8 protein-coding genes are annotated in these 13,594 nt (G+C 48.2%); 7 read left to right on the top strand and 1 reads right to left on the bottom strand.

Annotated elements, in window-relative coordinates; genetic code table 11:
- Positions 1-112: 112 nt before the first annotated feature.
- Positions 113-1,543: an MltF family protein gene (locus Q320_RS0103070; RefSeq protein ID WP_027467791.1), complete on the bottom strand. Its 1,431-nt coding sequence runs from the start codon at positions 1,541-1,543 to the stop codon at positions 113-115.
- A 104-nt stretch (positions 1,544-1,647) separates the two neighbouring features.
- Here Q320_RS0103070 and Q320_RS0103075 point away from each other — a divergent pair, with 104 nt between their 5' ends.
- The 7 genes from Q320_RS0103075 (at position 1,648) to trpS (ending at position 13,590) form a co-directional block, all read left to right on the top strand.
- A complete protein-coding gene (locus Q320_RS0103075) occupies positions 1,648-3,534 on the top strand; it encodes an ATP-binding cassette domain-containing protein (protein WP_027467792.1) in 1,887 nt (628 codons plus the stop codon).
- Between the two features lie 5 nt (positions 3,535-3,539).
- Positions 3,540-6,464, top strand: coding sequence for a PAS domain S-box protein (locus tag Q320_RS20550; protein WP_051534414.1), 2,925 nt, complete (start codon positions 3,540-3,542; stop codon positions 6,462-6,464).
- A 111-nt stretch (positions 6,465-6,575) separates the two neighbouring features.
- Entirely contained in the window at positions 6,576-8,165 is a 1,590-nt protein-coding gene (locus Q320_RS0103085) for a peptide chain release factor 3 (protein ID WP_027467793.1), read from the top strand.
- A gap of 225 nt (positions 8,166-8,390) precedes the next feature.
- Complete coding sequence (locus Q320_RS0103090; protein WP_027467794.1) at positions 8,391-10,682, top strand: mechanosensitive ion channel domain-containing protein; 2,292 nt, start codon at positions 8,391-8,393, stop codon at positions 10,680-10,682.
- Position 10,683: 1 nt separating this feature from the next.
- Positions 10,684-10,962 carry a hypothetical protein gene (locus Q320_RS0103095; RefSeq protein WP_027467795.1) on the top strand — a complete coding sequence of 93 codons (279 nt, stop codon included), beginning with the start codon at positions 10,684-10,686 and terminating at the stop codon, positions 10,960-10,962.
- Positions 10,963-11,380: 418 nt separating this feature from the next.
- Positions 11,381-12,262, top strand: coding sequence for a flagellar filament capping protein FliD (locus Q320_RS0103100; RefSeq protein WP_027467796.1), 882 nt, complete (start codon positions 11,381-11,383; stop codon positions 12,260-12,262).
- 299 nt (positions 12,263-12,561) lie between these two features.
- Entirely contained in the window at positions 12,562-13,590 is a 1,029-nt protein-coding gene (gene trpS, locus Q320_RS0103105) for a tryptophan--tRNA ligase (RefSeq protein WP_027467797.1), read from the top strand.
- The last annotated feature ends 4 nt before the right edge of the window (positions 13,591-13,594 follow it).

The following is a 13,594-nucleotide window of genomic DNA, read 5'->3' on the forward strand; positions in this document are numbered from 1 at the left end:
GCGCATTTCAAACCACTCACAGCGAAGGAAAAAGTGATTCGGCTGAGTAACTATGCCTTGCTAGAGGCTTGCTTAAGCTACGAACAAATTAAATGGTATCAACGCGGATTGGCTATTTTTTGCCCGCAGCACTGCTGGCGCGTTTAGTCGTTGTTTTTTCTGCCGACTGATAGGCCAGGTAATAACGATTCACCGCCGAAACATAATCCACCATGCCTTTACTCACATGGCTCATCGCGGTTTTTTCGACATTACCGATCCAAACATTAGGATCTAAACCCTGCGCTTTGGTGCTGCGGCGAATTTGCTGCAAGCGCCCTTCACCAGCGTTATAGGCGGCAATCATAAAATACAACTGATTATCTTCAGAAATACCTTGCTGGCTATACATTTTGCGCAAGTAAGCGAGATACTTTGCCGCCGCCGTGATATTGCCTTCATTGCCATGCGGATCACTAACGCCCATTGCGCGTGCTGTGGATGGATTCACTTGCATCACGCCAGTCGGGCCGTTTTTACGTGTCACTGGATTAAATTTGCTTTCTTTTTGCCCGATTGCGGCCAGTAGCATCCAATCCAGATTATTCGCCGCCGCTATCGTTTGAAACATTGGCATAAAAAATCCCAATTTATCCAAAGGCGCAATCGCTTCCGAGCGGGCGGCTTTTGCATCAAGTGGCAAATAGCGCTGCGTGAGCTTAATTGATCGTTCGATAGGCATTTTTTTGCTAGCGATATAGCGATTTAAAGTGTCCAACAATGCATCATTAGATGGCCGAACAGCCCAAGTCAACGGGATTTTTTCGTTAATACACGAGCCAATTTTCAACGATTTAAAGCGCTCAGCCCATAAATTCAGCACCACTTTACTGGCCAAGGTATAGGCCACTTTCCCCGCATTGATTTCAGCCAAGTGCGATTCAACCGACATACCCAACGGCATTTCTTCAAGCCTGACATTTAACTCTGGCCGAGCGTCCAACAGACGTCGGCCTAAGCTTCCCGACCCCAAAATCACAGGCTGATCAGCCAGATCTTCAAAGCGGCTAATATGCCCGTCTTTCGGTCCAAGCAAACACCATTCATCCTGTGCATACGGCTCAGAAAAAGACACAATCGAGCGCGCGCCCTCAGTGACAGGAATCAAACCCGCAGCAATATCGCCTTTACCAGCAAGCAAAGCGGGAATTAATTCACCCGCATCCATCGGGATAAATTGCAAGCGAATCGGTGGCAATCCTTTGGCACGATTGCGATTGAGTTCTCCCTCAAAGCCACTGAGTAAAGCGTATTCCAAACCGTGTGGGCGACCATCTTTCAAAAAATAAGTCGACGCCCCCAAGCCCACCAAAACGCGAATTCGGCTCGGCGGGTTGTTGATGTCGTACTCCCCCGCTTCGGCCAAAGCACTACTGGCTTTCAAAGCGGGATGCGTGCTTTTTGCTTGCGCCGCATTGACTTTCGTCGGATGTGATGAGGTCTTTTGCGCGAGCGAAAACGAGGAAAAACACATAAAAACAAGGCACAGGGCGATACCCTTCATCCTGCGTCTCCAAAATTTGATTGGCATGATTCTAAGCGTTATCACACGAATGTCCCAACTCACCCGTATAATCCCCCACTTAAATCGCACAAAAAGAGTCTGTCATGCCCTTGTTACTGGTTGAAAACGCCCACCTTGCTTTTGGTCACTGGCCGCTACTCGACGGCGCAAGCCTCGTTTTAGAGCCTGGCGAACGGGTTGGTTTAATTGGCCGCAATGGTGCAGGCAAATCGTCTTTACTTAAAGCTATCGCCGGCGTACAAAAACTCGACGAAGGCACAATTCGTTTGGTTGACAATGCCAAAATGGCTTTTGTTCCCCAAGAGCCCATGCTCAACCCTGAGCACACGGTATTTGAAGCCGTTGCTGAAGGCTTAGGTAATATTCGCCAAATTCTGATCGACTATCACACCGCGCTCGATCACCTCGACGACACGCAAGAAAGTCTAGATCGCTTGACCGACATTCAGCACGAACTCGAAAGCCAAGACGGCTGGCGCTTGGACTCCTTGATTTCAACGACGATGTCACAACTGAATCTACCACCAGAAACGCTGATTTCAGCACTTTCAGGCGGCTGGAAAAAACGCGTTGCCATCGCACGCGCCTTGGTGACTGAGCCACAAGTGCTCTTGCTCGATGAGCCAACCAATCACTTGGACGTCAGCGCCATTGAATGGTTAGAAACCATGCTCAAAGGTTTTGGCGGCAGTGTGCTGTTTATTACCCATGATCGCCGTTTCTTGGATAACGTCAGCAATCGCGTGATTGAGCTTGATCGCGGGAATATCACCAGCTTCCCAGGTAATTTCGCCGCTTACGAAGCGAAAAAAGAAGAACTGGTCGCGCAAGAAGAAACCAATAACAAGAAATTTGATAAAGACCTCGCAGCCGAAGAAGTTTGGATACGCCAAGGCGTGAAAGCGCGCCGCACTCGCAATGAAGGCCGTGTACGCCGTCTAGAACAATTGCGTCGTGAGCGCTCTGAACGCCGTGAGCGCTTAGGTAAAGTGGAATTCCAAGTTGAAGCGGGCGATCGTAGTGGCAAGATTGTGGCTGAGTTGGAAAACGTCAGCAAAGCGTACGGCGATAAAGTGCTCATTAAAGACTTTAGCACCCGCATTTTACGCGGCGACAAGATTGGTTTGATCGGCCCGAATGGCGCGGGTAAAACCACGCTATTGAAAATGATTTTGGGCGAGCTTGAGCCTGATTCTGGTTCAGTGAAAGCGGGCACTAAAATCCAAGTCGCTTATTTCGATCAATTCCGCGAACAACTCGATGAAGAAAAATCTGTTGCTGATTCAGTCAGCCAAGGTGATGATTTTGTCGAAATCGGCGGTCAGCGCAAACACATCATGGGCTATCTGGAACAATTCCTCTTCCCTGCCGAACGTGCGCGCAGCCCGGTAAAATCACTTTCCGGTGGCGAGCGCAATCGCTTACTGTTGGCGCGCTTATTTACTCGCCCAGCGAATGTCTTGGTGCTCGATGAGCCGACCAATGACTTGGATATCGATACTTTGGAATTGCTTGAGCAATTGCTGGATGAATATCCAGGCACCGTGTTCTTGGTGAGCCATGACCGTGCATTCTTGGACAACGTCGTAACGCAAACCATCGTGTTCGAACCGAATGGCCAAATTATCGAAAACGTCGGTGGTTATCAAGATTGGATCGATGCCAAAGAGCGCATGCTAGCGAGTCGCGGCGAGCCTAAAGCCGTGAACAGCAAAGACAGCAAGCCAGCAGAACGTGTTAAAGCAGCGCGCACTAAGCTCAACTTTAATGAAGCGCGTGAATTGGAAAACATCCCGAAAGAGCTGGCGCTTTTAGAGAAAGAACAGACAGAATTACAACAATCTCTACTTGATCCAGCCATATATCGCGATTCCGCTGCAAAAGCCAAAGCAATGCAGGCTAGAATCGACGAGATTGATGCGATCACCATTGCCAAAATGGAACGCTGGGAAGCTTTAGAGGCAAAATAAGAAGCATGCTGCATTTGTTCCGCCAAAAAAAATCATCTGAGCCCAACGCGCAAAAAACCCTCAAAGTTTTGCGCTTTGGGCTTTTTGCGCTCTATGGCGTAACCGTATTACTGGTTCTATTAACACTCACTTGGATCACGATTCGTGATTACCGGCAAACGCTGCGTGAAGCCGAAAACTACAATCTATCCTTGGCACGGGCGCTGGATGAAAATGCAACGCGTGCTTATGTCTCGGTTGAGCAGGCAATGCAAAATATTGCCGAAGATTTGGATCGGCAAGGCGGCGTAGAAAAAGCTGACGAATACGTCATGCATTTGCTACTAAAAGACAAAGTCCGCCTGACGCCACAAATTCGCGGCATTATTACAATTGGCCCAAATGGAATTTTGCATAGCCACGGGCTAGAGTTTCCAACAAGGAAAGTGAATCTATCGGATCGTGCCTACTTCGCCTATCACCGCGATTTTGATTCAATTCGCCCCTACATCAGCGAACCTTTACTTTCACGTACCGATGGCAAATGGTTACTACCTTTAACGCGCCGAGTTAACCTACCCAATGGTGAATTTGGAGGGGTTTTATTATCAGGAATGGAACCCGCCTACTTCCTAAAGTTTTATGATTCATTGCAATTACCCAAAGGCATGCGAATCGAATTACTTCGCAGCGATGGCGTCGTTTTAGTGAACTACCCATTTAACGAAAAATTACTGGGTAGCAATATTCGTAATGATGACCCTTTGTTTTTTGAAAAGCTGCGCTTAAAACGTAGCAGCACCTATATCAAGAATGGCGACAATGGCGAGCTAATTACGTTTATCGTCAATCAAGGCGATAATCCGCTCATCATCCGACTATCACACAAAGTCGATTTAATTTTAGCGCCATTTAAATCACAAACTTATATTCGGATTGCCACTGCGGCATTATTAATGCTGGTAATTTCGATTCTAACGTACATTTTAATGCGCCAAATTAAGCGCGCCGAAGAGATTGAAGCACGTTTACATCTAACTCAATTTACGGTTGATGAATCACCGGATATGACCTTATGGTGTAATGAAGAGGGTCAGATTTACTACACCAATAAAAGCTTGGCACAGCACTCAGCCTATATAGCCAGCGAACTAACGCAACTGCATTTCAATGATTTATTTACGGATGTATCCGACAAAGAATGGCAAAAGTTTCTGCGGCAACTGCATGAGAAAAAGCCAATTAATTTTGAAGGATTTTTAAAGAATGCACTCGGCAAAATAACGCCGATGGAAATTTCATTATCTTTGATTCAATTTCAAAATCAGTTTTATATTTGCTGCACCGCGCGTGATATTTCCGCTCGCCGTGAAGCGGAACAAGAGCTGCGCCGCCACCGCGACCATTTACAAGACATGGTCATGGAGCGCACGGCTGAAATTCGCACCGTACTCGACGCCAGTCCTTTAGCCATTATGCTCTCAATGCGCGGCGTGATTCGCTTGGCCAATCCAGCATTTGAATTGCTGTTTGCCTATGCTGCCAGCGATATTATTGGCCAGCCAACGCAGCATATTTTCTCGTCGACTGAGCGCTTTAGCGAAACCAGCCAACTTATCTGGAGCAAAATTGCCAGTGGCGGCGTTTACCGTGGCGAAACCGAATTATGTCGCCGTGACCACTCGCCGTTCTGGGCAATGATTTACGCCAAAGCCTTGGTACCAGGCGATATGTCCAAAGGGCTGATTGCGGTGATTGAAGACATCACCTCGCAAAGGATTGCAGGGCAGGCGCTGCGTCAATCCGAGCGTCTCAATCGCACGATTATTGATCAAACTGCCGATGCTTTCTTGCTGATTGATTCCGAACAGCGTATTTGTGACGTGAATCATTCCTTTACCCGTCTACTCGGTTTTGGCCGCGAAAATCTAATTGGTCGCCAGCCTGTCGAACTTTGGGGCGAACGCGCAAAAATATTCTTCCCCACCAATTTAATCGAACTGATTGGCAAACAACATGCGCCAATTGATTTGGAACTCAGCACGGCCACCGGCAAAACACATCCATTCCTGATTAATAGCGGTGTCGTTCTGGATGATCAGCAAGAAATTGAATATGCGTATGCCTTCTTTACCGATATTACGGTACTGAAAACCATTGAAACGCATTTGGTCGTTGCCAAAGAAGCAGCAGAAAGTGCCAATTTCGCCAAGTCCTCTTTCCTTGCCAATATGTCGCACGAATTACGTACGCCGATGCATGCGATTTTATCTTTCTCTGAAATGGGCCTAGGTAAAACTCAAAACATCAGTAAAACTCAGAATCAAAATGAAGTAGAAAATATTAATTTAAATCGCTATTTCGAGCGAATTAATGCATCCGGAAAACGACTCTTAGTATTGCTCAATGATTTGCTGGATATGTCGCGGCTCGAAGCCAATAAAATGAGTTACGACAAAGGCAATTACAGCCTGCAAATGATTGTTCGCATGGCCTGTGCCGAAATCAGCTCTTTAATGAGCAGCAAGCAATTGCAACTCACAGTACAAGAATGCGCCACTGAAACCACCGCGCATTTTGATAAAGCCCGACTGACACAAGTGCTAGTCAATTTACTGTCCAATGCCATCAAATTTAGTCCATCAGGAGGGGAAATTGATATTCAATTTATTGCCCACACGGAACTTGATTATGGTCAAGCAGCGATCGGCGTGAGCATTCGCGATCATGGCCCGGGTGTGCCAGACGACGAACTTGAATATATTTTTGATAAATTTATTCAAAGTAGCCGTATTCGCAGCGGTGGCGGAACAGGGCTTGGCCTGGCAATCAGTCGTCAAATTATTAGCGATCATCAAGGTCGTATTATCGCGAGCAACCATCCCGAGGGCGGCGCGATCTTTACCGTGCTATTGCCGAGCGGCATAAGCGGAATCAGCGCCAGCATTTAAGCCGCTGTGCAAGCACGGCTTAAAACATGGCAAGCCAGCAAGGATGTTTAAGGTTTTGCTTTGCGGCGCAATCGCGTACAATCGCGCGTTTTTCCCCGCCGAATCAATATCATGCCGGATATCATCAGTGAAGTGGCGCGCCGCCGTACTTTCGCCATTGTCTCCCACCCCGATGCGGGTAAGACCACGCTCACCGAAAAACTGCTGTATTTCTCGGGCACGATTCAAAATGCGGGAACAGTAAAAGGTAAAAAAGGCGGCAAATTTGCCACCTCCGACTGGATGGACATTGAAAAGCAACGTGGTATTTCGGTTGCGTCATCGGTCATGCAGTTCGATTACCGCGATCACGTGGTTAATCTGCTCGACACGCCAGGCCATCAGGATTTCTCGGAAGACACTTATCGCGTTTTAACCGCGGTCGACTCGGCCTTGATGGTGATTGATGCGGCGAAAGGTGTTGAAGCGCAAACGATTAAGCTATTGAACGTCTGCCGCATGCGCCACACGCCGATTATCACCTTCATGAATAAGTACGACCGCGAAGTACGTGATTCCTTAGAGCTGCTCGACGAAGTCGAAAGCGTGCTCGAAATCCGTTGCGCGCCGATTACATGGCCAGTTGGGATGGGTAAAACTTTCCGTGGGGTGTACCACATCCTGAAAGACGAGGTGATTATCTTCACGCCGGGCAAAGGCCCGCTCGATGAAGTTGAAGTCATCAAAGGCATCGACAATCCACGTTTGGACGAACTCTTCCCACTCGAAATCGACCAAACCCGCATGGAACTCGAACTGGTTCGCGGCGCTTCGCATCCTTTCGTCATCGAAGAATTCCTCGACGGTACATTAACGCCGGTGTTCTTTGGCTCAGCGATTAATAACTTTGGTATTCGCGAGATTCTGAATGCGCTGGTTGATTGGGCGCCGCAACCGTCGGACAGCACTGCGATTCAACGCGCTGTTTCACCAACGGAAGAAAAGTTCTCAGCTTTCGTGTTCAAAATTCAAGCCAATATGGATCCAAAACATCGTGACCGCATTGCGTTCTTGCGTGTTTGCTCCGGCGAATTTACTCGCGGCATGAAATTCAAGCATTTGCGCCTCAACCGTGAAATCGCCGCCAACTCGGTGGTGACATTTATGGCGCAAGGTCGTGAGCAAGTTGAAGAAGCCTACGCTGGCGACATTATTGGTTTACCGAATCACGGCAATATCCAGATTGGCGATAGTTTTTCCGAAGGCGAGTTGCTGTCGTTTACCGGCATTCCTTACTTTGCGCCAGAAATGTTCCGCATCGTACGCATCAAAAATCCACTCAAAGTGAAGCAGCTGCAAAAAGGCTTGCAACAGCTCGGTGAAGAAGGCGCAGTTCAGGTCTTCAAACCACTCAACGGTGGCGATTTGATTTTGGGCGCGGTTGGTGTCTTGCAGTTTGAAGTCGTTGCCTCGCGCTTGCTGAACGAATACGGTGTTGAAGCGATGTTTGAATCGACGACGATTTATACAGCGCGTTGGGTGTCTTGCGATGATGCGAAAAAACTCGCTGATTTTGAGCGTACCCTCACCAACAATTTGGGGCGCGATGCCGCGAACAGCTTGGCTTACTTGGCCACCAGCCGCGTGAACTTAGATTTGACGATGGAACGTTGGCCAGAATTGCGTTTCCACGCCACGCGCGAGCATGCAATCACCCTCTAAGGGTATATGAATGGATGCAGTATTAATAAATAGCTGCATCCATATACCCATCAATATCAATACTTTTATGCAAAAAAACACCCGCTGTATTGATCACCCAATTGCCCCCTCCCCGTAAACTCAAACGATTCAAATCGCAGAATCATCATGCATAGTCCGTTTTTTGCTTGGTTTTTTAGCTGAGCAGGTAAAATAATTACTATCGACCTTCATATTGATCCCCTTATGCGCCGCATCCTCGTTTGCTTGCTCTTTGTGTTTTGCAGTTCCGCATTTGCAGCACCGATGGATTTATTGCTCGGTAAGTCCAGCAATTCAACGGCCAGCGCGATTGAACCCATCGCAGCGAGCACAGAGCTGGCGCGCTTAACTCAGCGCCTTGAGTTAGCGCAAGCTCAACTAGCCAGCTTAGACGGTAATCCCAAAGCGCCAGATCGGGAAACGAATCGTTTCTGGTTAACGCTCGAAATCTACGCCTATCAGCAGCACATCGCTGCACTCACGGGCTTGGACGCGCTGCAAAATCAAGACCGCCGCAAGACGTCGACTGACATCGCCAGCGGCGTGACCAGTCGTGTTCAACTACAGCAAGAACGACAACTGATAGAGCAAGAAATTAATGTTCTAAGCAGCAGTTTGAAGGTGCAAGAAACCTATCTCAATACGATTCACGACGAATTAGAACAAGCGCAGGCCGAACTACGCTTAAACCAAGGTCAATTTGAAAAAACGGCGGCACTCAGCAGCCAGCGTAGCCAGATCGCTAGCAAAATCGCTTTTTCGCAAAGAAAAGTCGATACATGGCTGGCCACATTGGCCAGCATTGACGCACGCCAGCAATTTAGCCGTGCGCGTTTACAAGATCGCCGCGAACAGGTTTTGGCGCTCAATAACCTGATTGGCAACGACAACAGCCAATTGCAATCAGAAGTGCTCGACGCCAATCTGCAAGCGATACAAGAGCAGCAACAATCCTACAGCCAGCAGCAACACGATCAGCTCAATCGTGAACAAGCGCTACGCGCCACTTTAGCTGAACTCCAACAACAACGCGAAGCGCTGCGTGCCAAATTAGACGACCCCAAAGCCAAAAATACAGAACAACTTCAAGCAAAATTAGCTATTTTAGAGCCACAAGAATCAGCGGTATTGCAGCAACTTGAAACCCTTGCGATTCAATCTGGCATTCTGACTGACCTGATGATGGCCAATACGCTAGAAGGTAACTTCTGGAAAAGACGCCAAGCACTCGTAAAAAATGGCTCGCAAACTGAAGTTCAAGCTCTGAGCGAAACAGTGCAAACCTGGTTGGTCACGCTGCGCGATATGCTCAATACAGCGCAAAAATCCGCCAACATCGCCCAAGATCAGCTCGATCAGCTTAAAAACACACCCGATTCATCACCCGAAGTAATCCAAGCATGGCAAGACCGTGAACGTATTTATCGCGATGCGGCAACCGATTTGCGCCATTCGTATGAAAAATTTGATCGCTGGATCAATGACGCCTCGCCAAAAGACAAAACCCTCGCGATGCGAACCGATTATTGGCAAGAAAAAGTCCAAAGTAAACTCGTTTCGATTTGGAATTACGAGTTATTCAGCGTGAATGATTCGGTGCAAGTCGACGGGCAAAGTATTTCTCTCTCACGCGGTGTCACCGTGGGCAAGATGTGTATTGCCTTGCTACTGATTACCGTTGGTTTTGCCGTTTGTATTGTGTGCAGCAACTTGGTCGAGCGCTTGATTCTCAAATACACCAAATTGGCTCAAATTTCAGTGCGTATTGCCAAACGCTGGTTGTTATCGGTCGCGTTTATTGTGCTACTGATTAATTCGCTGCTGATTGTGCAAATTCCACTCGCTGCGTTTGCCTTCTTAGGCGGTGCGATTGCGATTGGTTTAGGTTTTGGTATGCAAACGCTACTGAAAAATCTGATTAGCGGTTTGATGATGTTGCTAGAGCGCCCTTTCCGCCCCGGCGATACGATTGAAGTGGATGGTATTCGAGGCACAATCGTCGACATGAATGTACGCGCAGCAGTGGTGCGCGACGTGAATGGCATCGATACACTCGTCCCCAACAGCACGTTTTTAGAGCAAAACGTCACCAATTGGAGCTACACCACCAGCATTATCCGCCAAGGTTTTCAAGTCGGCGTCGCCTACGGCAGTGATTTACGCTTGGTGGCTAAGCTATTGGAAGAAGAAGTGCTACGCCACGGCAACATCATCAAGGATAAAGAGCCGGAAATTTTGCTGGAAAACTTTGCCGCCGATGCACTCACTTTTGGCATTTATTACTGGATCGACATGGGCGCAGGCATTATTGGCCGCCAAGTCGCCAGCGATTTGCGCTTTATGATTGATGCCAGCTTTCGCAAACACGATATTTGCATTGCCTTCCCGCAGCGTGATGTTCATCTGGATTTAGCCGAACCGCTACGGATCCAGTTTGAAAAATCAGCGCCACCTGCTACTCGCAATAAAACGAATACCTCTAACTCAGACGAATAATATGCAAAATACTCAAACGATCCCGAATGTAGAATGGACGACCGAAGAAGCCGCAGTTTTCCAACGTTTAAGCCGGCATCGGCAAAGTACCAGCGTCGAGCTGATTAAACATTGCGGCGTCAAAAACCCACATGGCCTCATTGAAGCGATGAATCAAAAGCTCGCTGGTAGCGAATGGCAAATCTTTGCCAGCGTCACCCGCACCGCCAATCCGCAGGCAGCACCCGTTGGCTACTACCGTTTACTGCGTAAACCACTCACGGTTTTGGACAAAGTCTAAAACTGGCAACAGTCGCTCCGCGCTTCAGTAAACGCATCTTTGGATTATTAGCGGCTCTGGCAAAATTTTTACACTCGTACTTTATTTACCTAGGGTCTGTTGATGTTTGGTTTACGGTCGCGCTGGAGCGATTTTCGCGGCAGATCAAGGCATTTTGTGCGACGTATAGCCAGCTATACAAGCACGGAATAACGCAGAGATGCCGCGAAAAGCGCCCAGTCCTTCGGATTTGGCTGCTTTTGGCCTGACCCTGCGTTGAAAAACGCTTGCATAGAATGACTATGCCACGCGTCTTTCTCCTTGTTTCAGGCCAAAATCAGCACAAACGCGATTCGCAAACCAATCGTCAACAGATCCTAGCTGGTATTAATTTTGCTTGCTACCTTAAATGGAATCACCATTTTAACGGGAGTGCATCATGGATTTTTCTGCTAAATCAATTGCTGGGCAAATCGCCAGTATGAAAACGGATGCACTCAGTCACTTACTCAATCCTCAAGCGGGCAGCAGTTTTGATATTGCCCAGCTCGCCAGTGGCTACATCAATAGCCAGCAAGGTGCTCAAGCCAGTAGCGGTGTGAATAGCATCGCAGGGCTCTCGCCGATTGGTCGCAATACTGCCCTTTCCGATCCTGAATCGGCGTACAAAATGATGACGGAAATTAACCATCGCTCCGTCATATATCAAGCTCAATCCGCCGCCTTAAGCGATATGCAATCGGGCGTGAAGACACTGAGCCAATCGGCAGCACAATTGAGCAATATCAGCGCCGACAGCCCTTTTTCCAGCGTTAAATCACAATTGCAGAGCTTTGCCGATCAATACAATAGCTGGCGCAGAGAATTTGATGCCGATAGCCAAGATCCTGAATTGCTCGGCAATACCCAAGCCGCTCAAGCGGCGCGCCATGCATTGCAAAGTAGTATCAGCAGCCCATTTCATGGCGCAAACAACGGCCTGCAAGGGCTGTCCGCCCTTGGATTAGAAATTGATCCTGTTACTAAAATGGCAAAGCTCAATACTGAAACGCTAGAAAAAACTTGGAACAAGCAAGCTAGCGATGCGACCGCTGCCATTCACGATTTCAGCAGCAATTTTAGCGAAGCGGCAAATTTACTCGTTTCTAACGGCAATTTTTTCCAAAAGCAGCTGAGCAATTTAGATCGTGCTATCGATTACATCCACGACAACCAAACCGCGCTACAAAGTGAATTTGGTCTTGGTGATGCGCCAAAAATGTCAGCACGCGTTGCTCAAGCGCTGGCTGAATATCAAAAATCCATGCAGCTAAGCACCTAAACCAAGCGGGTATCTACTTGCAGACCAGCTATTAATTACTCTTCAAGCAGATACCTATACATAATTTTGAATCTAGGGTTATTCCCGACTCGGAATAGCTTGACGTATCCAAAACAAAACTGCGATTATTAAAAGATGAATTCGATCAAACATACCCTTTCAGTTTCGTATTTCTGGTGGCGCCTCTAGGCGGCACTGGGTTTGTTTGTCTCTACAAAACCTGCCGCCGGATACGGTGACAGGTTTTTTTGTTTTTACCCCTCTCACATCCGACGGCTCCCATATCAAGGAGCAGCACCATGTCCGCAGCAACGCCCTCTACAAACCCATCGCCCAGTATCGTCGTCACGGGTGATCGCACCGTCGGTCCTTTACACTTAGGCCACTATGCAGGCTCGCTACAAACGCGTCTCGCACTACAAGAAACCCACAACCCCTTTATTTTATTGGCCGATACGCAAGCGCTCTCAGATCATCAAGGCGACTACCGCAAAGTGCGTCAGGCCGTGATTGATGTGGCACTGGATTACTTAGCCGTCGGCATTGATCCGCAAAAATCGACGATCTTGATTCAATCGATGGTGCCCGAACTGGCCGAACTGTCGTTTTACTTGATGAATTTAGTCTCAGTTGCGCGCTTAGAACGCAATCCAACGCTGAAATCAGAATTGCGTGCCAAGGGTGCAAATAGTGAAATTAGCGCCGGATTTTTAAGCTACCCCGTGAGCCAAGCGGCAGATATCACGGCGCTGCGCGGTACGCTGATTCCGGTAGGTGAAGATCAATTGCCAATGATTGAGCAAACCAATGAAATTGTACGGCGCTTTAATCGCATGGTTGGCGAGCCGATTCTGAATGAATGCGAGGCACTACTTTCTAACACGACTCGTCTACCCGGCCTTGATGGCAAAGGCAAAATGAGCCGCGCACTCGGCAATCATCTTGCGTTATCAGCCAGCGCGGATGAGATCACCCAAGCGGTAAATAAAATGTACACCGATGCTCAGCACCTCACCATTACCAGCCCCGGCCAAATTGAAGGCAATGTCGTGTTTGCCTTTTTAGATGCATTCGATCCTGACACCCAACACGTCGCAGCGCTCAAAGCGCAATACGCGCACGGTGGTTTGGCCGATAGTGTCATCAAAGCGCGTCTGAACGACGTTTTGCAAGCGTTGATTACGCCGATTCGAGAACGCCGTGCTGAATACGCACAAGACACCGATGCCGTGCTGTCGATGCTGCTATGCGGTTCGGCCAAAGCGCGCCAAACTGCGGCACTCACTTTACACAAAGTCAAAACAGCAATGGGAATGTACTACTTCTAGGGTA

This window comes from Deefgea rivuli DSM 18356, from assembly GCF_000620145.1.
Taxonomy (GTDB): Bacteria; Pseudomonadota; Gammaproteobacteria; order Burkholderiales; family Chitinibacteraceae; genus Deefgea; species Deefgea rivuli.

What these genes read in the sequence shown, in the direction of transcription:
- Q320_RS0103070 (WP_027467791.1), bottom strand. Translation starts at nt 1,543, where the DNA reads ATGAAGGGTATCGCCCTGTGCCTTGTTTTTATGTGTTTTTCCTCGTTT.
- Q320_RS0103075 (WP_027467792.1), top strand. Translation starts at nt 1,648, where the DNA reads ATGCCCTTGTTACTGGTTGAAAACGCCCACCTTGCTTTTGGTCACTGG.
- Q320_RS20550 (WP_051534414.1), top strand. Translation starts at nt 3,540, where the DNA reads ATGCTGCATTTGTTCCGCCAAAAAAAATCATCTGAGCCCAACGCGCAA.
- Q320_RS0103085 (WP_027467793.1), top strand. Translation starts at nt 6,576, where the DNA reads ATGCCGGATATCATCAGTGAAGTGGCGCGCCGCCGTACTTTCGCCATT.
- Q320_RS0103090 (WP_027467794.1), top strand. Translation starts at nt 8,391, where the DNA reads ATGCGCCGCATCCTCGTTTGCTTGCTCTTTGTGTTTTGCAGTTCCGCA.
- Q320_RS0103095 (WP_027467795.1), top strand. Translation starts at nt 10,684, where the DNA reads ATGCAAAATACTCAAACGATCCCGAATGTAGAATGGACGACCGAAGAA.
- Q320_RS0103100 (WP_027467796.1), top strand. Translation starts at nt 11,381, where the DNA reads ATGGATTTTTCTGCTAAATCAATTGCTGGGCAAATCGCCAGTATGAAA.
- trpS (WP_027467797.1), top strand. Translation starts at nt 12,562, where the DNA reads ATGTCCGCAGCAACGCCCTCTACAAACCCATCGCCCAGTATCGTCGTC.